The organism is Nocardioides sp. W7, from assembly GCF_022919075.1.
GTDB lineage: Bacteria > Actinomycetota > Actinomycetes > Propionibacteriales > Nocardioidaceae > Nocardioides.
The window spans coordinates 610130-632645 of sequence record NZ_CP095078.1; the positions used below are offsets into that span (position 1 = coordinate 610130).

Sequence of the window (22516 nt, forward strand, 5' to 3'; positions counted from 1 at the left end):
GGTCACGCCCGATCAGCGCCGGTCAGGGCCGCAGGTGCGCCCGCGCGGCCCGTCGTACGGCGTCGGTGAGGCGGGCCAGGGCGGGCGAGTCGAGCCGCCACCGCTGCCAGTGCAGGGGTAGGTCGAGCCGCGCCCGGCCACCCAGCACCACCAGCCGGCCGGTCTCCAGGTCGGGCAGCAGCTGCGGCTCGGGCAGCATCCCCCAGCCGAGGCCGAGCCGGACCGCCTCGTGGAAGTCGGCGCTGGTCGGCACCCGGTGGACCAGCGGCGCCGCCTCGACTCCGTGGGACCCGAGGATCTCGTGCTGCAGGGCGTCCTTCTCGTTGAAGACCACCACCGGCATGGCGGCCCAGTCGTGCGAGCGACCGCGGCGCCAGCGCTCGGCGAACCCCGGGGCGGCGGCCGGGCGGTAGCGCAGCGTCCCGAGCCGCTCGACCTCGCAGCCCTGGACCGCGACCGGGTCGCTCGTCACGGCGGCCAGCACGTCGCCGCCGCGCAGCAGGCCGGCCGACCAGGCCTGGTCCTCGACGTGCAGCCGGAGCACGCTGTCGTCCCAGGTGGCGACCTCGCCGACGACGTCGCGGAACCAGGTGGCCAGGGAGTCCGCGTTGACCGCGAGCGGGAGCTCGACGCGGTGGCCGCCCTCGCCGAGCGCGTCGCGCGCCTCGTCGTACAGCAGCTCGGTCTGGCGGGCGAGCCTGAGCAGCGTCTCGCCGGCGTCCGTCGCCCGGCACGGCGTGCCGCGCCGGACCAGCACCCGGCCGGCCGCCGACTCGAGGGCGCGGATCCGCTGGCTGACCGCGCTGGGCGTGACGTGCAGGTGCCGGGCGGCGGCCTCGAAGGTGCCGTGGTCGGCGATCGCGACCAGTGCCGCGAGCTGGTCCGGATGGGGCCTCATGAAGCAATGCTAATGGTCCTGCAGATTCTTTCGCTGGTCTTCATCGCGGCACGACCGTAGCGTCGCCCCGTGATCGACTCCGCCGCCGCCGGCCTCGCGACCGGCCTGACCCTGATCGTGGCCATCGGGGCGCAGAACGCGTTCGTGCTGCGCCAGGGGCTGGCGCGCGAGCACGTCGGCCCGGTCGTCGCGGTGTGCGCGATCTCCGACCTGGTGCTGATCTTCGCCGGCGTCAGCGGCATCGGGACCGTCGTCGAACAGGCTCCCGTGGTCGTCGACGTGGTGCGCTGGCTCGGCGTCGCCTTCCTGACCTGGTACGGCGTCCGCACCCTCCTCGCCGTGCGGCACGCGGCCGGCCTGGCCGCCAACGGCGGGCAGCGGCTGTCGCGGCGCTCGGCGGTCGGCCGGGCCTTCGCGCTCACCTGGCTGAACCCGCACGTCTACCTGGACACGGTGCTGCTGCTCGGCTCGATCGCCAACACCCACGGGCCGGACGGCCGCTGGTGGTTCGCGGTCGGGGCGGGGGCGGCGAGCCTGCTGTGGTTCTCCGGTCTGGGCTTCGGCGCCCGCCTGCTGTCGCCGCTGCTCGCGCGGCCCCGCGCCTGGCAGGTCCTCGACGTCCTGATCGGGCTGACCATGCTGGCCATCGCGGTGTCCCTGGCCCGGGGCTGAGATCCGTCCCCATCGGACCAGGCACTCGTTAGGCTCCCTCGCCATGGACGACCAGCAGCGGCTCGCGGCGTACGTCGAGGTGTGGAAGCAGGCGGTCGACGACTTCGTCGCCCTGCTCGAGAGCCTTCCGGAGCAGGACTGGTCGCTGCCGACCGACCTGCCCGGCTGGGACGTGCGGGCGGTCGCCTCGCACACCGCGCACCTGGAGGGCATCCTGGCCGGCGGTCCCGAGGAGACGGCCGAGGTGGGCGAGCCGGCGCACGTCAGCGGCTTCCTGGGGCTCTACACCGAGATCGGGGTGGTGAACCGGCGTGAGCTGCCCGTCAGCGAGATCGTCGAGGAGATCCGACAGGCGGCCAAGACGCGCTACGCGATGCTGCGGGCGGACCCGCCGACGGATGCGAGCGCTAAGCCGGAGGTGATCTTCGGGGGCGTGCCGTGGAGCTGGGAGACGCTGCTGCGCAACCGGCCGCTGGACGTGTGGATGCACGACCAGGACGTGCGCCGCGCGGTCGGGCGGCCCGGCGGGATGGACGGCGAGCCCGCCCGGCACACCGCCGAGTACCTCGCCGAGGCGCTCGGGTTCGTGCTCGCCAAGAAGGTCGGTGCCACCCCGGGCACGACGGCCGTGCTGGAGCTGGCCGGCAGCGAGCCGTTCGCGTTCACGGTCAACGACGCGGGGCGCGGTGAGCGGCTGCCCGCCGTACCTCCCTCGCCGCAGGTGACCCTGCGGATGGATCGGGAGAGCTTCGTCTGCCTCGCCGGCGGGCGCCGCCCCGCGCCGGGGCCGGTGGCCGTCGAGGGCGACGCCGAGCTGGGCCAGCGGATCCTCGACTCGCTCGCGACGACCCCGTGAGCGCCCCGCGGACCGACGCCTGGGAGCTGGCCGACCTCCCGGATCAGGCCGGGCGCACCGTCCTCGTCACGGGCACCAGCGTCGGCGGCCTCGGCCATCACACCGCGCTCGAGCTGGCCCGTCGCGGTGCCCGGGTCGTGCTCGCCGGCCGGACGCCGAGCAAGATCGAGGAGACCGACGCGGCGATCCGCGCCGAGGTGCCGGGCGCCGAGCTCGAGCGGCTCGAGGTCGACCTCTCCAGCCTCGGGTCGGTACGCCGGGCCGCGGCCGCCGCGAGCGCCTTCGGGCCGCTCCACGTGCTCGTCAACAACGCCGGCGTGATGGGCACGCCGCACTCCCGCACCGAGGACGGGCTGGAGCTGCAGCTGGCCACCAACCACTTCGGGCCGTTCCTGCTGACCGGGTTGCTGCTTCCGCAGCTGGTCGCGAGCGGGAACGGCACGGTGGTGACGGTGTCGTCGCAGTTCCACCGCTACGCGCGCTCGGCGCCGCTCGGCGACCCGCGCGTCGAGGGCCGCTACTCGCGGTGGCCGGCGTACGCCCAGACCAAGCTGGCCAACCTGCTCGTCACCTACGAGCTCGACCGCCGGCTCCGGCAGGCCGCGCTGCCCGTCAGGGCGCTCGCGGCGCACCCCGGCTTCGCCGGCACCCACCTCGCGGCGAACGGGCAGTACGGCCGGGCCCGGGGCGGACGCGCCTCGATCCTGGACGCCACGATCCGCGCCGTCTCGCAGTCCGCGGCCGCCGGCGCCTGGCCGACGCTGATGGCGGCGACGGCCGACCTGCCCGGCGCGACGTACTGCGGACCGGGTGGGCCGCTCGAGATGGGCGGCCCGCCCCGGGTCGTCGCCAGCAACCGGCGCTCGCACGACGAGGTGGCCCAGCGCCGGCTCTGGGAGCTGAGCGAGAACGTCACCGGGGTCCGCTACCCGTAGACCAAAGTCGCGGCCGGCACCGACGAGCGGCCGATGCGCCGGCGGCGTCGGGACCCCTAGCCTCCGAAGGGTGCCCGAGAAGCCGCAGCAGGTCTGGGAGCTGGTCGTCGACGGCCACGCTCACCTGGTCGAGGTGCACGGCCGCGCGAGTCGCCGGGTCGAGTGGTACGTCGACGGCGAGCTGGTCGGCACCAAGAAGTCCACGGACGACCGGATCCAGGTCACGGCCGACGGCGAACGCGACCTGGGCTCGGTCGGCGTCCTCTTCTCGGGGCTCGGCAAGCCGCGGCGGGCGACGTACTTCGACCCGGGCCAGCAGGGCGACCTGAAGTCCCTGGCCGGCGTCGGCGGCGTCGATCTGGTGCCCGAGCACGGCTCCGCGGCGGCGGCGTACGAGGACCGGCTCCGTGCGCACCCGACCCGCTACGCCCTGCTCGCGGCCGGCGGCGGCGTCGCGAAGGTCGTCGTCCCGATCCTGCTCGCGGTGCTCGTCGCCCGGTTCGCCGTCGCGATCCCGTGGCCGGACTGGGATCTCCCGTCGATCCCGACGCCGGACCTCCCGTCGATCCCGTGGCCCGACCTCCCCTGGCCGTCGATCTCCTGGCCGGACGTGAGCGTCCCGGGCTGGGTGGAGTGGCTGCTCGACAAGGTGAAGTACGTCTGGCCGATCGTGCTCGCGATCGTGATCGCCCGCACCGAGATCCAGCGCCGGCGCAAGCAGGACGAGCTGCGGCAGCAGCGGCAGCAGCGGCGCGACCGTCCGGCGTCCGCTCCGGAGGACGACACCGACCCGGCCTGAGGCCCGGTTCGGTCTGGAGCACCGGGCCCGGCCGCGAGTATCGTCGCCGGCGTGAGCGATGACTGGCGCAGCGAGACGGTCGAGCGGGTGCGGGCCCTGATCCTGACGGCCGAGCCCGACGCGGTCGAGGAGGCCAAGTGGCGCAAGGCCTCGAACCCCGACGGCGTCCCGACCTTCTCGTGCGACGGCCTGGTCTGCACCGTCGAGACCTATCGGGACAAGGTCAAGGTCACCTTCGCCAAGGGCGCGTCGCTCGAGGACCCGGCCCGCGTCTTCAACGCCAGCCTGGACGCCGGCACCCGCCGCGCGATCGACCTGCACGAGGGCGACGACCTGCCCGCGGACGCCTTCGTCGAGCTGGTCCGGGACGCGGTCGAGCTCAACCGATTCTGAGGCCCCTACTCGTTGACCCGGTCGCGCACGCGCACCAGCCCGGCGAGGGTGGCGATGTACGCCGACCCGTCGGGCGCGAGCGTGACCGCGGCGTAGTGGTTGTTGAACATCGACCCGAGACCGGTGCGGACCGAGAAGGCGGTGCGACCGGTGCGGGCGTCGAGGGCGGTGAGGTACCACGCGCTCACGCCCCAGCGGCTCGGCCGCTTCGTGTAGGCGTAGACCAGGCCGGTCTGCAGCGAGACCTTCGGGACCGACGTCGGGCCGGTCTGCTCGGAGGTCCACACGACCTCGCACGCGCCACCGGCCACGTCGACGCGGGCGAAGCCGGGCTGGGTCGCGAACCCGAGCGCCGTACTCCACGGGCCGGCGTAGCCGTGGTTGTTCTCCACCACCACGCCGCCGTCGCCGACCGAGACCAGTGAGTTGTCGGTGGCACCCGCGCCCTTCCCGAAGACCTCGGCGCGGCACACCTCCCGGCCGTCGTCGGCGCGGACGAACACCACGTGCATCCGCTGGTCGGCGTTGTCGGTGATCGCGACCAGGCCGCCGGGGAGCAGGGTGGGCGTGGTGCCGCTGCCCCGGCTCAGCTGGCCCGGCTTCTGCTCGGTGCCGCGGTCGTAGGTCGTGCGCCAGCGGACCACGGGCCGGTGTCGCCGGTCGTCGGCGGCGAGCTTGTACAGCGCCTCGACGGTCACGACGTACACCCCGCCGTCCTCGCCGGTGGCCAGCGAGTTGGCCACCTCCTCGCCGAGGTCGAGGGTGCGTACGACGGGCTCCTCGGCCCCGGTCTCGGTGATCGTGCCGACCAGGCCGTCGCCGGTGACCCACCAGATCCGCCCCTCCCAGTCCGGCATCAGCGCGATCAGGCAGTCGTCCTCGGGCACCACGCCGGAGAGGTCGTAGCTCTCGTCGGTGGTCAGGTCCGGGTCGCCCGCCCCGTCGTCGGTGGCGACCACGAGCACCCGCCGGTCGGTGGTCGCGAGCACCGCGCGGTCCTCGGCGTCGAGGTAGAAGTACGACCCGCCGCACAGGTCCTGCCACGGCCGCTTGCCCGAGTTGCCGGTGCGGTCGGGCAGGTCCTTGGTGACCAGTGACCGCATCGTGTCGGGGTCCAGGACGTGCAGGGTCGGGCCGCTGCGGTCACCGCAGAGCGCGACCAGCCGCTCGTGCTCGTCGAAGGCGAGGGTCGCGCACTCCTCCAGGCCGTACCAGGCGGTGTCGACCTCCGGGGAGTCGCCGGTGGGGCCCGGGCCGGGGTACGCATCGGACGCCCAGGCGTCGTTGTGCATCGAGCTGCGCCCGTTCGGCGCCAGCTCGGGGTGCTGGGGCAGCTCCATCGAGATCGGCTGCTCGAGCACGGCGCGGCCGACGTACGACGGCGTCACCAGCGAGCCGCCTCCGGGCGGGATCGGGAACCACCCGTCGGGAGCGACCACCGGCACCCCCACCACCAGGACGACCGCCCCCGCCCAGGCCGCCACCACCCGGCGGGTCGGGCGCAGCCACGGCCAGAGCCGTCGGCGGGTGCGCGGGACCCCGAAGGCGAGCACCACCACGAGCACGACGACCGGGCCGAGCAGCAGGTAGAGCACCGCCGTCCCGAGCAGGGCGAGCGTGCGGGCGTACCTCAACGCGGTCGCGGTCCGGGCTCGGGCATGCCCGCATTGTGCCTGCTGGTCGGGGTCGTGCCCCTGAGCGCGCGCCGGGACGCCCCCTCAGGGGGACGACCCGATCAGCGGAAGAGCGCGCGGTAGGCGTTGAGGTACCCGGCCGCCCGGCAGAATGACCACCATGGCCGACCCCCGCGCTGGACAGCCCGCCGAGCCCTCCGACCTGGTCGACGTCGCGCACCTCGTGACGGCGTACTACACGGGGGTCCCCGATCCCGACGACGTCGACCAGCAGGTCGCGTTCGGCACCAGCGGTCACCGCGGCACCTCGCTGAAGACGTCGTTCAACCAGACGCACATCTGGGCCACCACGCAGGCGATCTGCGACTACCGGCGCTCGCAGGGCATCGACGGGCCGCTCTTCCTCGGCCGCGACACCCACGCGCTCTCCGAGCCGGCCTGGGCGTCGGCCATCGAGGTGCTGGCCGCCAACGACGTGACGGTGCTCGTCGACTCGCGCGACGGCTACACGCCGACGCCGGCGGTCTCGCACGCGATCATCCGGGCGAACGGCGGTCGGGTCTCGGGCCCGGGTCTGGCCGACGGCATCGTCGTCACGCCCTCGCACAATCCGCCCACCGACGGCGGCTTCAAGTACAACCCGCCGCACGGCGGTCCCGCCGACAGCGACGCCACCTCGGTGATCGCGCGCCGGGCCAACGAGCTGATCGCGGGCGGGCTCTCCGAGGTGCAGCGGACGTCGTACGAGCTGGCTCGCCGGAAGGCCACCTCGTACGACTTCCTGGGCACCTACGTCGACGACCTGCCCGCCGTCGTCGACCTGGCCGCGATCAAGGCCGCAGGGGTGCGGATCGGCGCCGACCCGATGGGGGGCGCGTCGGTGCACTACTGGGGCGAGATCGCCGACCGGCACGGGATCGACCTGACCGTGGTGAACCCGCTCGTCGACCCGACCTGGCGGTTCATGACGCTCGACTGGGACGGCAAGATCCGGATGGACTGCTCGTCACCGAACGCGATGGCGTCGCTGATCGCCCAGAAGGCGTCGTACGACATCGCGACCGGCAACGACGCCGACGCGGACCGGCACGGCATCGTCACCCCCGGCGCCGGGCTGATGAACCCCAACCACTTCCTGGCCGTGGCGATCGAGTACCTCTTCGGCGGCGCCCGCCCCGACTGGCCCGCGGGCGCGCAGATCGGCAAGACCCTGGTGTCGTCGTCGATGATCGACCGGGTCGCGGCCGCCGTCGGCAAGCCGATGGTCGAGGTGCCGGTCGGGTTCAAGTGGTTCGTCCCGGGGCTGATCGACGGGTCGTTCGGCTTCGGCGGCGAGGAGTCCGCGGGTGCGTCGTTCCTGCGCCGCGACGGTTCGACCTGGACGACCGACAAGGACGGGCTGATCCTCTGCCTGCTCGCCGCCGAGATCCTGGCCGTGACCGGGTCGTCGCCCTCGGACCGGTACTCCTCGCTCGTGGCCCAGCACGGCGAGCCGGCGTACGCCCGCATCGACGCGCCCGCCTCCCGCGCAGAGAAGGCCGCGCTCGCCGCCCTCTCCCCCGCCGACGTGTCGGCGACCTCGCTGGCCGGCGAGGAGATCACCGCCAAGCTCACCGAGGCCCCCGGCAACGGCGCCGCGATCGGGGGTCTGAAGGTCACCACCGACTCGGCGTGGTTCGCCGCGCGGCCGTCCGGGACCGAGGACGTCTACAAGATCTACGCCGAGTCGTTCCGCGGGCCCGAGCACCTCGCCCAGGTGCAGGACGAGGCGCGCTCGGTCGTCTCGGCGGCGCTGGGGTAGGCGTGCGCGACGGGGCCGGGCGACGGGCCGGCGTGAATCAGGAGTAGCGGTGGCTCTTGGCCGCGTGGCCCTGCTCGCGGGTGCAGGTGCGGCCGCTCATGTTGCGGTGGCCGCAGAGCGCCTCGGTCGCGGGCTCGTCCTTCGGGCCGGTGTTGGGGGCCGCCTTCGGAGCTGCCTTCGTGGCGGCCGCTGGCTTCGTGGTCGCCGCCTTCTTCCGCGGGGCGGCGGGGGCCGCCGTCCGGGCGGTCATCTCGGCGTAGCGCGCCTCACGCATCGCCCGCAGGGCGTCCATCTTGCTCATCGCTGCTTCACCCCACGAACCCTAGGCCCCTGCACCGACATCCCACCTCACCGCACCCACAGGCCGTGCGGCCGGAGCAGCTCGACGACCCGGCCCTCCAGCCAGCGGGCCTCGTCACGGTCGGTGCAGGTGGCCCAGGAGACGTCGAGCTCGAGGCGGCGTACGGCGGCCCCCGCCCACCGCCGGGTCCGCTGCGGACCGGCGGCAAGGCGCTCGCGCACCCAGTCGGGGTCGGCCAGCGCTCGGTCGAGCGCCGCCTCCACGAACCCCGACACCGCGGCCTGCCCGGTGAGGTAGGCGCGCAGCCGGCCGTACAGGCCCTGCGGCGACCCGCTCCCCGCCCGCTCGCCCGCATGACCGACGTGCCGGACGACCCGGCTGTCCCGCTCCAGGAAGAGATAGACCCCCGGCCGGCGCGGCGCCTCTCCGACCACGTCGAGCAGCGGTGCCCAGGTCGACCACTCCGCCAGCTGGGCCAGCTCGGAGTACGCCGCCAGGCGGGCGTCGGCGTCGGCGTACGTCGTCATGGCGGTGATGCTGCCGGTCGCCACCGACAGCGCGTCCGAGCTGCGCGTCCCAGGTTCATCACGGTATGCCGACGAGCCCGCACTCCCCACGGCGTGCCCACCATGGGACCTGCCAACTGATCTGCATACCGTGATGGACCAGCAGCCCCGATCTGCAGACCCCACGCTGCCCGCAGCAGCCCCGACTCAGCGGAACTGTGTGGGCAGCCCGTGCCGGATCGCCCAGGCGACCGCCTCGGCGCGGTTGGTGGCGCCGATCTTGCGATAGCCGCCGCGGATGTGGGTCTTGACGGTGTTGATGCCGAGGTGGATCTCACTGGCGATCTCGATGTTGGAGTAGCCCAGCGCGATCAGCGCCAGGATCTCCCGCTCGCGCTCGGTGAGGCCGAGGTCGGCGCCGACCTGGTCGCGGAACCCGGCGGACTCGCTGGACCCGACGACCGGGTTCTCGCCGGTGTCGCCGGGCTGCCAGCCCGTCTGGGTCGACCGGATCGCCGCACAGATCTCCGCCTCGTCGGAGCCCAGGGCGAAGAACCCCGACGCGCCGCGGGCCAGCGCCTGCGAGCCGAGATCGGGGCGCAGCTCGCGGGTGACGGCGAGCACGGTCGAGGCGGTCTTGCCGACCAGGATGTCGAGGTCCGTGCCGTCCCCGTCGACCAGCCCGATCACGTCGTAGAGGACGACGTCCGGATCGGGGCCGTCGGCGTGCAGGCCGACCACGTCGATCCCCTCGCCGCACCGGGCGAGGATCGTGCGAAGACCGGAGGCCACGACCGGCTGCGGGCTGACGATCGCGACGCAAACTGGCAATTCGTCCACGGAGAAATATTGCCAAATGCCCAGGTCAGCACCCAAGACGAGGGCCCGTTCGCGCCGTACCAGGCGGGGTCCCCGTCCACCGGCAGCCCGACGATTTCCGGCACGATGCTTCCTGTACGCCATATTTTCTGGTGATGTACTCCGTGCGGACCTCTTGCGTCCGCCGGAGCGGCGCCCATCCCGGCGCCCTTTCGCACATATCTCGGAGGATCATGTGAATCGACGCATCTCTCGGGTCGTCGGTGTGGTTGCGAGTCTCGGCCTCTTGTCGATGGCCGCGCCCACGACCGCGCAGGCGACAGCGCAGCCGGACCCCAGGCTCGACGACCTGCCCCCCACCGCGGGCGAGCCGGAGACCCGGCCCGACAACTTCCCCGACCCCCTGGCGCGCAAGCGCACCGCGCTGCGCCAGCGCGCGGTCGACGACCTCGTGGCCGGCAAGGCCAGGACCGTCGGCAAGGGTCGTGACCGCACGATCCGGATGGCCGACGGCTCGGAGGTCGAGTACCCGGTCAAGCAGACCTCGCAGCTGCTGACCTTCCTCGTCGAGTTCGGCGACGGCGAGGGCAACCCGGACTTCCCCGACAACACGGCCGGTCCGCTGCACAACGACATCCCGGAGCCCACCCGCAGCGACAACACGACGTACTGGAAGCGCGACTTCTCCCGCCAGCACTTCCTGGACATGTTCTTCAACGGACTCGCCGACCAGGCCGGCGAGTCGTTCAGGGACGTCTACGACGAGATGTCGAACGGCCGGTTCGACCTCCGGGGCGACGTCTCCGACTGGGTCCGGGTCGAGCACCCGGCGTCGTTCTACCAGGAGCTGCAGGACGCCGACGACGACCCCGAGACGCCGGAGACGGGCGAGGAGACCGGTCAGAAGATGACCAGCTTCCTCCAGGACTCCGCCGACGCGTGGTACGACGCGCAGGTCGCGGGCGGCAGGACCGACGCCCAGATCCAGGAGTACCTGAAGACCTTCGACGTCTGGGACCGCTACGACTTCGACGGGGACACGAACTTCAACGAGGCCGACGGCTACATCGACCACTTCCAGGCGATCCACGCCGGAGAGGGCGAGGAGGCCGGAGCGGACACCTGGGCCATCTGGTCGCACCGATCCGCGGTGAACCAGAACGCCGACGCCGGCCCGACAGGCAACGAGAACGGCGGCGTCCAGATCGGGAGCACCGGGCTGTGGATCCGTGACTACACGACCGAGCCGGAGAACGGCGGGCTGGGCGTCTTCGCCCACGAGTTCGGCCACGACCTCGGCCTGCCCGACTACTACGACACCCAGGGCGGCGACAACAGCACCGCCTTCTGGAGCCTGATGAGCTCGGGCTCCTGGCTGGGCCACGGGAAGGGGACCACCGGCACCACGCCGAACCACATGGGCGCGACCGAGAAGCTGTTCCTCGGCTGGTACGGCGACAACAAGGAGGAGCTGGCGATCGTCGACGGCACCGCCGGCGCGCAGACGATCACCCTCGGCCCGTCGTACCACGCCACGAAGGAGGGCAAGCAGGCCGTCGCGGTCAACCTGCCGAAGGGCAGCTCGACCGTCGAGGTCGTCGAGCCCGACCAGGGCACGCACTACTTCTACTCCGGAAACGGTGACGACCGGGTCGCCACCGTGACCAGCCCGACGGTGACCGTCCCGGCGACCGACCCGACGCTCACCGCCCGGGTCAGCTACTCCATCGAGGACGACTGGGACTACGCCCACGCGAAGGTCTCCACCGACGGCGGCGCGAACTGGACCTACCTCCAGACCAACCTGTCGACGACCGACGACCCGAACCAGCAGAACGCCGGCTTCGGCATCACCGGCTGCTCGGGGACGCGCGACGGCGACGGCGTCTGCGACAACGCGTGGACCGACCTGAGCGCCGACCTGACGGCGTACGCCGGTCAGCCGGTCAAGGTCGAGTTCGAGATGTTCAACGACGCGGCCTACCACGAGCTCGGCTTCTCGGTGGACAGCATCGCGATCGGCGACACGGTCCTGACCAACGTCGAGGACGGCGCACCCACCTGGACGCTGAAGGGCTTCCAGGTGATGGACGGCCCGTCGTACACGAAGTCCTACGACCGGTACTACCTGGCCGAGAACCGGCAGTACCAGGGCTACGACAAGACGCTGGCCGAGGGCCCCTACAGCGCCGACTACCCCGTGACCGCGCCCAACAAGGTCGACCAGTTCCCCTACCAGGACGGTCTCCTGGTCTGGTACGCCAACGGGCTCTACACCGACAACAACACCAGCGCGCACCCCGGTGGCGGGCAGGCGCTGCCCGTGGACGCCAGCTCGAAGTACGTCCGGTGGCAGAAGAACGGCGTCGACGTGGCTGCGGCCAACGGCCGGCTCAACGCGTACGACGCCACCTTCGACGTCGACCAGACCGACGCCCTGCGCCTGACCAACGAGAGCCTGGGCGGAGTCACGTACGACGTCCCCGCCCGGCCCGGCAACCCGGTCTTCGACGACAGCGACGTCAACGGCTACTGGGACAGCTCCGCGGCCCCGGCGTCGTGGTTCTCCACCCAGGTCGCCGGTGTCGGAACGATGATCCAGGTGCTCTCCTCCGACGAGCGCACCGGGCGGATGGTCATCAAGGCCGGTCGCCGGTTCGCCGCCGCGACCGCGCCGGCCCAGATCACCGGCACCGCGCGGGTGGGCCGGACCCTCGGCGTCACCCCGGCCACCTGGGCCGTGACCGGCACGAGCACCTTCACCTGGACGGTCGGCGGCAAGGCCGCCGGGACCGGCTCCAGCTACGTGCTCAAGCCCTCGGACTCCGGGAAGACGGTGACCGTCACCGAGACCCGGACGGCCACCGGCTATGACAGCGGCACGTCCATCTCCGCCCCGACCGCCAAGGTCCGCGCCGCCGCGGTCAAGCTGACCGTCCGGGCGCCCAAGGCGGTCAAGCGGAACAGGTCGGCGACCGCCAAGGTCGCCGTCACCTCGCCGGGCCTGAAGCCGACGGGCCGGATCAAGGTGACGTACGCCGGCAAGTCCCTGCGCGCCAAGGCGCTCCGGAACGGCCGGGTCCGCATCGCGCTCCCGCGTCAGTCGAGGACGAGCACGGTGCGGCTGGTCGTGCGCTACGAAGGGGGCACCGGCTTCCCCGACGCCCGGACGGTGAAGACCGTCCGGATCGTGCGGTGACCCGCCGACTCTGACCGCTTCCGACGACATCGGGGCCCGGCACCGCACGGTGCCGGGCCCCGGTGCGTTCCGGCGGCTACGGTGTCGTCGTGGCCGTGATCGAGACCGTGGGGCTGACCAAGGCGTACCCCGGCGTCACGGCACTGGACCGCCTCGACCTCGACATCGGTGCCGGCGTGACCGGGCTGGTCGGCGCCAACGGGGCCGGGAAGTCGACGTTCATCAAGATCCTGCTCGGCCTGGTGCCGGCGACCGGCGGCACGGCGCGGGTGCTGGGGCACGACGTGGCGACCGAGGGGGCGGCGGTCCGGGCGCTGGTCGGCTACATGCCCGAGCACGACTGCCTGCCCGCGGACGTGTCCGCGAGCGACCTGGTGGTGCACCTCGGGCAGATGTCGGGACTGCCGTACTCCGCAGCCCGCGAGCGCGCCTCCGACGTACTGCGCCACGTGGGCCTGGCCGAGGAGCGCTACCGCCCCATCGGGGGCTACTCCACCGGCATGAAGCAGCGGGCCAAGCTCGCCCAGGCGCTCGTGCACGACCCGCGGCTGGTGCTGCTCGACGAGCCGACCAACGGCCTGGATCCCTCCGCGCGCGACGACATGCTCGCGCTCGTGCGCCGGATCGGCACCGACTTCGGGATCGCCGTCCTGGTCACCTCGCACCTGCTCGGCGAGCTGGAGCGGATCAGCGACAGCATCGTGGTGCTCGACGGCGGGCGCCTGCTGCAGTCGTCCGCGACGGCCGACCTGCTGCACTCGACGGGCAGCCTGCTGGTGGAGGTGCAGGGCCGGCCCGACGCGGACCGGCTGCTCGGCCAGGCGCTGGTCGACGCGGGTCTGGTCGCCCGGCCGGCCGAGGGCCGGATGATCGAGGTCGAGGTCCGCGACGAGCACACGCCCGACCAGGTCCGTGACCTCACCGTCGACCTGGGGCTCGGGCTGGTGCGGATGCAGGAGCGGCACCACCGGATCGAGGACGTCTTCCGCGAGGGGGGTGCCGGCCGTGTCCAGCCCGTCTGAGACTCCCGCGCAGCCGCCGCCCACCGGCGTCATCCACGACCTCGGCTACCGCCCGTACGCCGGCCCGCGGCTCGGCGAGCGCGCGGTCGCCTGGTCGTTCTTCGTGACCGGGCTGCGCAACACCTACGGGCTGGGGCGCTCGGCGCGCTCGAAGGCGCTGCCGATGATCCTGCTCGGCCTGATGCTGCTGCCGGCGCTGATCCTGGTGGGCGTGCTGGTCCAGGCGCGCAACCTGCTCGACCTGGACAGCCAGATCGTCGCGTACTCGACGTACCCGCTCACCACCCAGCTGCTCATCTCGGTCTTCGTCGCCGCCCAGGCGCCGGCGCTGATCTCGCGCGACCTGCGCTTCCGCACGATCACCCTCTACCTGGCGCGGCCGATGCGGCGCACGACGTACGTCCTGGTCCGGCTGGCCTCGCTGGCCGTGGCGACGTTCGTGCTGATCGGCTCGCCGCTGCTGCTGATGTATGTCGGCGGGCTGTTGGCCGACCTGCCGCCCGGCCGGGAGACCGAGCGGTTCCTGGGTGCGATCGTCGGCGCCGCGCTCCTCGCCGCCTGCCTGGCCGGACTGTCCGCCGTGGTCGCCGCGCTGACGATCCGGCGCGGGCTGGCGGTCGCGGGGGTGATCGTGGTGCTGCTGGTCAGCTACACGGTGGTCTCGACGGTGCAGGGCGTCTCCGAGGAGGTCGACAACGAGCGGGTCGGCGAGGTCGCGGGGCTGTTCTCGCCGTACACGCTGGTCAACGGCGTGCAGCGCGTCCTCTTCGACTCCCCGGCCGCCACCCCGACGCCGCCGGAGGGCGCCGCGATGGGGCTGCTGTACGTCGTGGTCACGCTGCTCGTCGTGCTCGGGTCGATCGGCGCGCTGCTGCTCCGCTACCGGAAGGCCGACTGATGGCGTCGATCGTGCTGGAACACGTGTCGCGGTGGTACCGCAACGTCGTCGCCGTCAACGACGTCTCCATGACCATCGGCCCGGGCGTCACCGGCCTGCTCGGGCCCAACGGCGCCGGCAAGTCGACGCTGATCGCGATGATGTCGGGCTTCCTGGCGCCGTCGGCCGGGACGGTCACCCTGGACGACGAGCCGCTGTGGCGCAACGAGCAGGTCTACCGCCGGCTCGGCCTGGTGCCGGAGCGGGAGGCGCTGTTCGACTACCTGACCGGGCGGCAGTTCGTGGTCGCGAACGCCGAGCTGCACGGGCTGCCCGACCCGGGTGCGGCGGCGCAACGAGCCATCGCGCTGATCGAGATGACGGACGCGCAGGACCGCGAGATCTCGACGTACTCCAAGGGGATGCGGCAGCGGATCAAGATGGCCTCGGCGCTGGTGCACGACCCCGCCGTACTGCTCCTCGACGAGCCGTTCAACGGCATGGACCCGCGACAGCGGATGCACCTGATGGACCTGCTGCGGTCGATGGGGGCCGAGGGGCGCACGGTGCTCTTCAGCTCGCACATCCTGGAGGAGGTCGAGCAGGTGGCCCGGCAGATCGAGGTGGTGGTCGCCGGTCGCCACGCGGCCTCCGGAGACTTCGGCGCGATCCGGCGGCTGATGACCGACCGGCCGAACCGGTTCGTGCTGCGCACCGCCGACGACCGGCTGATGGCCTCGGTGCTGCTCGCCGACCCGTCGGTGCGGGGCGCCCGGCTGCGCTCGGAGGGCGGGATCGAGCTGGAGGCGTCCGACTTCGGGCGGTTCAGCGAGGTGCTCCCGCGGCTGGCCCGCGAGCACGGCGTACGCCTGCACGAGGTGACGCCGACCGACGAGTCGCTCGAGAGCGTCTTCGCCTACCTGGTGTCGTCATGATCATCCCTCTGCCCATCAATGGCACGATCGTCCGCCTCGGCGCGCTCAGCGTCTTCGGCCGCTGGCGCGGCCTGCTGCTGATGGTGCTGCCCGTGGTGCTGCTCGGCCTGGCGGTGCTGGTCCGCGTGCTCGTCGGCGAGGACCAGGGCGTCGCGGAGGACACGCTGTACGCCTTCGGCCTCGCCGTCGTGACGCCGCTGGTCGCCCTGCTCGCCACCTCCGGCCTGCTGGCGCCGGAGATCGACGACGGCTCGATCTCGTACCTGCTCGCCAAGCCGGTGCCGCGGTCGTCCATCGTGGTGAGCAAGCTGGTCGTCGCGGTCGGCTGCATCCTCGTCTTCGCCGCGCTCCCCCTGCTGGCCGCCGGTCTCGTCCTGCTGACCTCCACGCCCTCGCTCGCCGTCGGCTTCGGCCTCGCCGGCCTGCTCGGCGGCGTCGCCTACTGCTCCCTCTTCGCCCTCCTCTCCGTGCTGACCCGGCACGCGATCGTGGTCGGCCTCATCTACCTGCTGATCTGGGAGGGCCTGCTCGGCGGCCTCCTCGACGGCGTCCGCTGGCTCTCGATCACCCGTTGGTCCGGCGAGATCGTCGACACCGTCGCCTCGACCGAGCTCGTCGGCAACGTCCCCACCGGGTACGCCGTCGGCGCCGCGCTCGTCGTCATCATCGGCGGGGCCTGGCTGACCGGTCGGCGGCTGCGCGGGTTCAACCTGACGGGTGACGAGTAGCGGCTGGTCGCGCTGGTGGGTGCGCGAGCGCTGGGGGAGCAGCGCGCCCGCCTGAGGATCGACTCGACCGACGACGACGGACGGCCCCGCGCGATGCGCGGGGCCGTCCGTCGTCTCGTGGGGGTCAGCCGAGGATGTAGTACGTCACCGGGAGCGAGTTGCCCGGGTTGCCGGGACCGGCCGCGGTGACCGCGCGTACTCGGATCGTCCGGTCGCCGGTGCAGGCCGTGGCGCCGCAGACCGGGTCGTCGACGCGACCCCTCTGCTCCGAGACCCAGTCGGCCTCGACCGAGATCGGGAGCCACTCGCCACCGTCGAGCTGGGCCTCGTAGCGGAGGGCGCCCGGCACCGTCCTGTAGTAGACGTAGGTCCAGACCTGGCCGCCGCTGTAGTAGTACTCGGAGCGGTAGGCCATCGGGGTCGGCTCGGTGAGCACGACCTGATTGCTCGTGGCACTCGGCGACGCGCCGACGACGTTGACCGCGCGCACCTGGTAGACGTGGGTGCCCCAGGTCTGGCCACCGAGGACGATCTGGTTGCCGTCGAGGACGGCGGCGGCCCAGTCGCCGTCGTCGACCTTGACCTGGTAGCCGGTGATCTCCGACCCGCCGTCGAACGACGGGGCCTCGAAGGCGATGGTCACCGTCGAGCCGCTGGCCGTCGCCACGACGTCGGTCGGCACGTCGGGGACCGTCACCGGGGTGATGGTGCGCGTGGCGCTGGCCGGCCCGCGACCGCGGTCGTTGAAAGCGCGGACCTGCACGTCGTACGACTCGCCGTAGGAAAGGCCGGTCACGGTGGTCGCGTAGACGAACGGCTCGATGTCGGTGAAGAGGAAGGGGCGCCAGGTCTCGCCGCCGTCGGTGCTGAGCTCGTAGCTGATGATGCGGGTCCCGCCGTCGGACTCCGGCCGGCCGAAGACGACCCAGGCCGAGGTTCCGTCGAGCTCGGGCTGCTCGAGGGTCGGCGCACCCGGCACGGTGGCGACGAGAGCCTGTGCCGAGGCGGAGGGCCCCGAGCCCCACTGGTTGCTGGCCCGGACGCGGACGTCGTACGTCGTGCCGTTGTCCAGGCCGGTCTTGGTGACGGTGTACGGCGCGCTGGAGTCGATGTCGGCCGACGACCAGTGCTCACCGCCGTCGTAGGAGATCTCGTAGGAGTCGACCTCGGAGCCGCCGTCGTGCTCGGGCGCGCCGAAGGTGGCGGTGAGGGTGCCGTCGTCGCCCACGACCGTCAGGTTCGTGGGGGCGGAGGGACGACCGAAGGCCGTCGCCGAGAGTGAGTTCGAAGGCCCGCCTGCGCCGACCCCGTTGAGAGCACGGACCCGCAGGTCGACCGTGGTCTCCGGCGTCAGTCCGGTGAGGGAGGCGTAGATCAGGTCCTCGCCGCAGGCGCCGCGGCAGGCGGTCGCGGCGGACCGACCGAGCAGCGGCTGCACGGTCTCCCAGCCGGTGCCGGAGTCGACCTGGTAGCCGGTGATCGGGGAGCCGCCGTCGCTGGTGGGGGCCGCGAAGCCGTAGTAGACGCCTTGATCGACGCCGGTGACGTGGTCGAGGACCGGGGCGCCGGGCACCTGGGGCTGCGGAACCGGCGGCACCGGCGGCGGGGTAGGAGTCGACGGGGTCGCCGGGGCCGGACGGGTGCCGGTCATCTCGACGACCACCCGGCGGTTCAGCTGACGCTGCCGCGGCGTACCTCCGACGACCGCGGGACGGTGGGAGCCGTAGCCGACCGTAGAGGTCCGCAGGCCCGGGTTAACCGTCGCCAGGCGCTGGCACACCTTGGCCGCACGGCTCCTCGCCAGCGACCTGGCCTTCGAGGCCGGGCCGGAGTAGTCCGCATACCCCTCACAACGCACCTTCGAGGCGTTGGCCAGCGAGTCCGCGAGCCGACGGAGCTGGGCCTTCGCGGGAGTCGTCAGGGTGTTCGAGCCGCCGGAGAACAGGCCGCGTCCGTCGAGGGTCAGCGCCTGACCCTTGGCGACCTGATGTCCGAACGCGAACCGCATCGGCACCGCCAGGGCGCCGGCGCGGGTCCGGTACACCGCGCGGGTCTCCCGCACCCTGCCCCGGTAGGCGGCCGGCTTCCGCGGGACCGCCACCTCGGCCCGGCGCTGGGCCGGCGTACGGGGGTCCACGAACCACGAGGACTTCGCCGCGACGACGGCCGTCGCAGCGCTCGTGGTGGTGGGTGCCGCGGTCGCGGCCGGGGCGAACGCCCCGGACAGGACCGCGGCGAGACCGGAGGCCGCCACGGCCAACGCCGCGACCCTCCGGCTGGGGACGCTGAAGGACATGACCGACCGTTCTGCCTGGGAACCGAGGAACGACGGCGCACCCAGGCGCCGCGTTCACACATCGGCCGGTCGGCCGACGCCATCGAAGGTAAAGAGAAGTTAACATCGCGCCGGTCGGCTGTCTGGCGTTCTGGGGCATTCGGCTTCCGGGCCAACGCGACGAGACGAGCCCCCCGTCCACCAGGCCCGTGCCGGCGTACCCGGTTGCGACACGTGCCTGGACCCATCCACCGCGACGTCCATCGACGATCCGGCTCGACCCGCGTCACACCGGCGCGAGTCCGAGCAGACTCTCATTCCGATGAGGGTGCATCGCGTCAAGACCACCGACGAGTTCGACGACGTCGACCGAGACCGCGAGCGCTACATCCCAGCTCTCGTCACCCCGAGGTCGCCGCCCGGGATCACCGGTGCCGCAGGCGAACCGTCCGGCCCTCGTCACCAACCCGCAGCAGCGCCCGCCGCAGTCCCGTGGAGCGCAACACTCGTCGTCCCGCACTGGTAGGTCGGAGTACCACCCGGTCGACGGAGCCGGCCCGCACGGAGAAGGCCGCGGTGGCTAGCACGGTGCCGCGGCGCAGCGTCCGGCCAGCGACTCGCTGGGTCCTCAGCGCCACCACCTGGGCCGTGCCCGAGCAGCGGGCGGAGCCGGCGAGACAGCTGACGGCCGCGACCGTGCGGCCGTGGCGACCGACGGTCACCGCACGCGACGCCGGCGAGGCCGGCGACGTCTGGACCGACGGTGCGCCCAGGTAGGGCGGTGTGGCCGTGGGGCCGACGGGCGGCGTCACGGGACCTCCCGCACCGCCTTCGGTCCGGGTCTCCAGGCACTGCACGACAAGGTCGGCCGAGAGCGGGTCGGCAGCGGGGTTCATCAGCCGGGTCGCCCGGGTCTTCGCCCGCGGCTCGGCGCCGGCGAGCACCAGCCCGTCGTCGAGTGACCAGCCTCCCACGATGCCGCGGCCGAGGTCACCGCAGGTGACTGGGGCCTCCATCACCTGTCCGGCAACGACCGTCACCCGTTCACTCCGGGTCTCGACCGTGAGCTCGTGGTCGTGACCGGAGCTTCCCGCGACGCGGTCAGAGAGACAGCGGGCGGAGAAGGTCCCGTTCGTTGCGGGGGCCGACCCGGTCGGCACCACCTCGAAGGTCCAGTCCGAGTCGCCACTCGGCGCGCTCCGTCGTACGACGGCGTCGCCGTCGAGCCGGTAGCCCGGCGCGATCGGCACCCAGCCGTCGGCGCACCCGACCGTGATCGTGGTCGGACCGGACAGGGTCCGGGTCTCGGTGTCCGCCTCGTCGAGGACCAGCGCGTGTCGGTGGCCGCCACGCTCGGAGGTCTGCGCCTGGAGGCAGGCGGCGAAGACCTTCGCCTGCGCGCGTCCGGTGGCCCGGTTGAGGAGGGTGATGGTCCAGGTGTCGAGGGCCGTCGCGCGGGACTCCAGGACCCGGACGTCGGCGAGCGTCCCCGTGCCCTGGTCGACCGCGTCGGCCCGGGCGGAGCCGTCGGTGGCCAGGAAGCCGGTCGGGCAGGTCACCGAGAAGGTCCGGGTCTCCCCGGCCGACAGGCCGGCCTGGGTCTCGACCCGCTGCTCGTCGAGCTGGTGCTGCTCCCCCGGGCCGACCTCGTCGGGCTCCACGGGCTCCTCCGGCTCTTCCGGCTCTTCCGGCTCTTCGTCGGGCGCCAGCACCGTGAACGGCACCTGCCCAGCGGCGGTCGTGACGTTGGTGCCGTCCGTCGGGACGAAGCGCACGTGCAGCACGTGGTCGCCGAGTCCGAGCACCTGGCCGTGGGCCGGGGCGCTACCGCCGTCGACGGTGTAGGTCAGCGTGCCCGGCTGGTCGGCGACGGCGTCGAGCTGGTCGTCTCCGAGGGCGACGCCCTGGACGACGCCCGCCGGTGCCGCCCAGGTCAGGACCGGGACGGCCTGGTCGACGTGGAGTCGCACCGTGGTGGTGAGGGTCCGCCAGCCGGCGTCGGTCGGCGTCCAGGTGGCGGTCAGGTCGTGGTCACCGGCGCCGAGCACCTGGTCGAGGGCGGGCGTGCCGTCCTCGAGGGCGTAGGTGAGCGCGCCGCCGGTGGCCGGGGCGCCGACGAGGGTCGCGTCGAGCTGGGCCGCGCCGACTGCGGTGCCGTAGGTGACGGGGTCCGGGTCGTCCCAGCGCAGCTCCGCGAGCGCCTGGCTCACGGTGAACGTCCGGGTCACCGGGTCCGCGGCCAGGAAGTTGGGGGTGCCGGCCTTGGTCACGGTCACGGAGCACTCACCGGCGGCGACGAGCGTGACGCTCAGGTCCTCGACGGTGCAGGCGCCGGTCGCGGTGGCCCAGACGGTGCCGTCGCCGGAGCCCCCGATCGCCAGGTCGATCGGCTCGGAGCCGTACACCTGGTCGGCCACCGCCTCCACGCTCAAGGTCTGCGCGGCTTGAGCGACCGAGAGGGTCCGGGTGGTCGTCGCGGTCGTGTAATCGGCCGGCCGGTCCGGGGTGAAGACCGCGCTGACGACCCGGTCCGCACCGGCGTCCAGCACGGTCTCAGGGGCGACGGGGTTCCCGTCGACCAGGTAGGCGAACGTTCCCGGCGCGTCGGCCGTCGCGGTAAGGACCGTCGACAGCGGCTCGCCGTACGTCAGGGAGGACGGCGGGGTCCAGGTGATCTGGGGGTTCGCCCGGTCCACGGTGACCGACCACTGCACGGTCGGGGCGGCGGTGTGGTTGCTGTCGGCGGCCTGGTCGGCGAGCAGCACGCAGGAGCCGGCCCCGGTGATCGTGACCGTCGCGCTCACGGCGGTGCCGGTGGCCGGACTGGTCACGGTGCAGGCACTCCCCGCCTGGGCGCTGACCGTGACGTCACCGGCCCCGGTGGTGCCGGTGGCCCTGACCGGGAAGGGCTCGTCGCCGTACTGCTTCCGGCGCGGCGACCACCTGTCGAACTCGACGACCGAGGCGGCCGGGTCCACGATGACGGTGCGCTCCACCGTGACCCGGTGGTACGCGTTCTGCTGCGCCGTCGTCGTCGGCTGGTAGGTCGCGCGGAGCACGTGGCCGGTCCCGGCGGGGACGAGGTCGCCCGGGGCGAACGCGGTGCCGTCGGCGCGCGTGTAGACGATGTTGACCCCGGCGTCGGGGGTCTGCATCGTGGCCGTCGCCAGGTCGCGGTACGTCGTCCCGTAGGTGACCGTGGTGGGCGGGCTCCAGGCCAGGGTCGGCGTCGCCTTGTTCACGTACACCGAGAGCGACGCCGAGCCGGTCTTGCCGTCGGGGTTGGTGGCCCGGCACACGACGGTGCTGACACCCGGGGGGAACGTCGAGCCCGAGGCCGGCGTGCAGGTCGCGCCGTAGGTGCCGTAGTAGGAGTCCGTGCCGTACGCCGAGAAGAAGGCCGGTGCGCCATTGACGCTCGTCGCCGTGACGATCGCGTCGCCCGAGGTGTAGACCGTCGGTGTCGGTGCGGCCACGACGACGTTCCGCGTCTGGGTCATGTTCCCACCGGTGGAGAGCATGAAGCCGGTGGTGATGGCGTAGGTGCCGGGGGTGGTCAGCGTCTTGCTCGTGTTGCAGTTGCCGGTGGTGAAGTTGCCGCCGAAGGAGAGGAGGTAGTTGCCCCCGTTGGGGTAGTTGGCGAAGCACCCGATGATCCGGGCGCCGAGGAACGTGTTGGCCGTGCCAGACCAGGCGAAGCCGACCTGCTGCCCGAGCGTCGCCGTGGCCGGTGGGGCCGTCGTCCAGGCGATGGTCTGGGCCGCGGCCGCCGGGGCGGCCGACACCAGCGCCAGCACACCGGCCGTCAGCAGGCCCACCAGCCCACCGCGTGTCCATGCGCGCGAGCGCAACGTCTTCAGCATCAG

General features: G+C 72.8%; 18 protein-coding genes. 11 read left to right on the forward strand and 7 right to left on the reverse strand.

Annotation, left to right across the window (positions count from 1 at the left end; genetic code table 11):
- Positions 1-22: 22 nt before the first annotated feature.
- Complete coding sequence (locus MUB56_RS02965) at positions 23-898, reverse strand: LysR family transcriptional regulator ArgP (protein WP_244930428.1); 876 nt, start codon at positions 896-898, stop codon at positions 23-25.
- 69 nt (positions 899-967) lie between these two features.
- Between MUB56_RS02965 and MUB56_RS02970 the strand changes: the two genes are divergently transcribed.
- The 5 genes from MUB56_RS02970 to MUB56_RS02990 all read left to right on the forward strand — a co-directional run bounded on the left by MUB56_RS02970 (position 968) and on the right by MUB56_RS02990 (position 4553).
- Complete coding sequence (locus MUB56_RS02970; protein WP_244930429.1) at positions 968-1570, forward strand: LysE/ArgO family amino acid transporter; 603 nt, start codon at positions 968-970, stop codon at positions 1568-1570.
- 43 nt (positions 1571-1613) lie between these two features.
- A complete protein-coding gene (locus MUB56_RS02975; protein WP_244930430.1) occupies positions 1614-2426 on the forward strand; it encodes a maleylpyruvate isomerase family mycothiol-dependent enzyme in 813 nt (270 codons plus the stop codon).
- On the forward strand, positions 2423-3361 hold the full coding sequence (locus MUB56_RS02980) for an oxidoreductase (RefSeq protein WP_244930431.1): 939 nt from the start codon (positions 2423-2425) through the stop codon (positions 3359-3361). Before MUB56_RS02975 ends, MUB56_RS02980 begins: the two co-directional genes overlap by 4 nt.
- 70 nt (positions 3362-3431) lie before the next feature.
- Positions 3432-4160 (forward strand): hypothetical protein, encoded by a 729-nt coding sequence (locus MUB56_RS02985; RefSeq protein WP_244930432.1) that lies wholly within the window; start codon positions 3432-3434, stop codon positions 4158-4160.
- 51 nt (positions 4161-4211) lie between these two features.
- Entirely contained in the window at positions 4212-4553 is a 342-nt protein-coding gene (locus MUB56_RS02990; protein WP_244930433.1) for a DUF1801 domain-containing protein, read from the forward strand.
- A 5-nt stretch (positions 4554-4558) separates the two neighbouring features.
- On the opposite strand, the gene MUB56_RS02995 is transcribed toward MUB56_RS02990, so the two are convergent.
- Positions 4559-6187 carry a hypothetical protein gene (locus MUB56_RS02995; RefSeq protein WP_244930434.1) on the reverse strand — a complete coding sequence of 543 codons (1629 nt, stop codon included), beginning with the start codon at positions 6185-6187 and terminating at the stop codon, positions 4559-4561.
- Between the two features lie 160 nt (positions 6188-6347).
- On the opposite strand from MUB56_RS02995, the gene pgm reads away from it, so the two are divergent.
- The gene (pgm, locus tag MUB56_RS03000) at positions 6348-7988 is read left to right on the forward strand and encodes a phosphoglucomutase (alpha-D-glucose-1,6-bisphosphate-dependent) (RefSeq protein ID WP_244930435.1); all 1641 of its coding nucleotides are present in this window, start codon (positions 6348-6350) and stop codon (positions 7986-7988) included.
- A gap of 37 nt (positions 7989-8025) precedes the next feature.
- Here the strand turns inward: pgm and MUB56_RS03005 are convergent, their stop codons facing one another.
- The 3 genes from MUB56_RS03005 to MUB56_RS03015 form a co-directional block, all read right to left on the reverse strand.
- Positions 8026-8289 carry a hypothetical protein gene (locus tag MUB56_RS03005; protein WP_244930436.1) on the reverse strand — a complete coding sequence of 88 codons (264 nt, stop codon included), beginning with the start codon at positions 8287-8289 and terminating at the stop codon, positions 8026-8028.
- 47 nt (positions 8290-8336) lie between these two features.
- Positions 8337-8840 (reverse strand): hypothetical protein, encoded by a 504-nt coding sequence (locus MUB56_RS03010; protein WP_244930437.1) that lies wholly within the window; start codon positions 8838-8840, stop codon positions 8337-8339.
- 162 nt (positions 8841-9002) lie between these two features.
- Positions 9003-9635 (reverse strand): response regulator transcription factor, encoded by a 633-nt coding sequence (locus MUB56_RS03015; RefSeq protein ID WP_244930438.1) that lies wholly within the window; start codon positions 9633-9635, stop codon positions 9003-9005.
- A 271-nt stretch (positions 9636-9906) separates the two neighbouring features.
- On the opposite strand from MUB56_RS03015, the gene MUB56_RS03020 reads away from it, so the two are divergent.
- The 5 genes from MUB56_RS03020 (at position 9907) to MUB56_RS03040 (ending at position 16375) form a co-directional block, all read left to right on the forward strand.
- Positions 9907-12813, forward strand: coding sequence for an immune inhibitor A domain-containing protein (locus tag MUB56_RS03020; protein WP_244930439.1), 2907 nt, complete (start codon positions 9907-9909; stop codon positions 12811-12813).
- Between the two features lie 89 nt (positions 12814-12902).
- Positions 12903-13835, forward strand: coding sequence for an ABC transporter ATP-binding protein (locus MUB56_RS03025; RefSeq protein WP_244930440.1), 933 nt, complete (start codon positions 12903-12905; stop codon positions 13833-13835).
- Positions 13819-14733, forward strand: coding sequence for an ABC transporter permease (locus tag MUB56_RS03030; protein ID WP_244930441.1), 915 nt, complete (start codon positions 13819-13821; stop codon positions 14731-14733). Before MUB56_RS03025 ends, MUB56_RS03030 begins: the two co-directional genes overlap by 17 nt.
- Positions 14733-15647, forward strand: a complete 915-nt coding sequence (locus tag MUB56_RS03035) for an ABC transporter ATP-binding protein (RefSeq protein ID WP_244930442.1) — start codon at positions 14733-14735, stop codon at positions 15645-15647. The genes MUB56_RS03030 and MUB56_RS03035 overlap by 1 nt, the downstream gene beginning before the upstream one ends.
- Positions 15644-16375 (forward strand): ABC transporter permease subunit, encoded by a 732-nt coding sequence (locus MUB56_RS03040; protein ID WP_244930443.1) that lies wholly within the window; start codon positions 15644-15646, stop codon positions 16373-16375. Before MUB56_RS03035 ends, MUB56_RS03040 begins: the two co-directional genes overlap by 4 nt.
- Before the next feature lie 124 nt (positions 16376-16499).
- On the opposite strand, the gene MUB56_RS03045 is transcribed toward MUB56_RS03040, so the two are convergent.
- Together MUB56_RS03045 and MUB56_RS03050 are read right to left on the reverse strand one after the other, a co-directional pair.
- Positions 16500-18671 (reverse strand): fibronectin type III domain-containing protein, encoded by a 2172-nt coding sequence (locus MUB56_RS03045; protein WP_244930444.1) that lies wholly within the window; start codon positions 18669-18671, stop codon positions 16500-16502.
- Positions 18672-19075: 404 nt separating this feature from the next.
- A complete protein-coding gene (locus MUB56_RS03050; RefSeq protein ID WP_244930445.1) occupies positions 19076-22468 on the reverse strand; it encodes a hypothetical protein in 3393 nt (1130 codons plus the stop codon).
- Between the last annotated feature and the right edge of the window lie 48 nt (positions 22469-22516).

Excerpts from the sequence above, each read along its gene's own strand:
- pgm (WP_244930435.1), top strand. The coding sequence starts at position 6,348 with ATGGCCGACCCCCGCGCTGGACAGCCCGCCGAGCCCTCCGACCTGGTC.
- MUB56_RS03005 (WP_244930436.1), bottom strand. The coding sequence starts at position 8,289 with ATGAGCAAGATGGACGCCCTGCGGGCGATGCGTGAGGCGCGCTACGCC.
- MUB56_RS03040 (WP_244930443.1), top strand. The coding sequence starts at position 15,644 with ATGATCATCCCTCTGCCCATCAATGGCACGATCGTCCGCCTCGGCGCG.
- MUB56_RS03020 (WP_244930439.1), top strand. The coding sequence starts at position 9,907 with ATGGCCGCGCCCACGACCGCGCAGGCGACAGCGCAGCCGGACCCCAGG.
- MUB56_RS03045 (WP_244930444.1), bottom strand. The coding sequence starts at position 18,671 with ATGTCCTTCAGCGTCCCCAGCCGGAGGGTCGCGGCGTTGGCCGTGGCG.
- MUB56_RS02965 (WP_244930428.1), bottom strand. The coding sequence starts at position 898 with ATGAGGCCCCATCCGGACCAGCTCGCGGCACTGGTCGCGATCGCCGAC.
- MUB56_RS02975 (WP_244930430.1), top strand. The coding sequence starts at position 1,614 with ATGGACGACCAGCAGCGGCTCGCGGCGTACGTCGAGGTGTGGAAGCAG.
- MUB56_RS03035 (WP_244930442.1), top strand. The coding sequence starts at position 14,733 with ATGGCGTCGATCGTGCTGGAACACGTGTCGCGGTGGTACCGCAACGTC.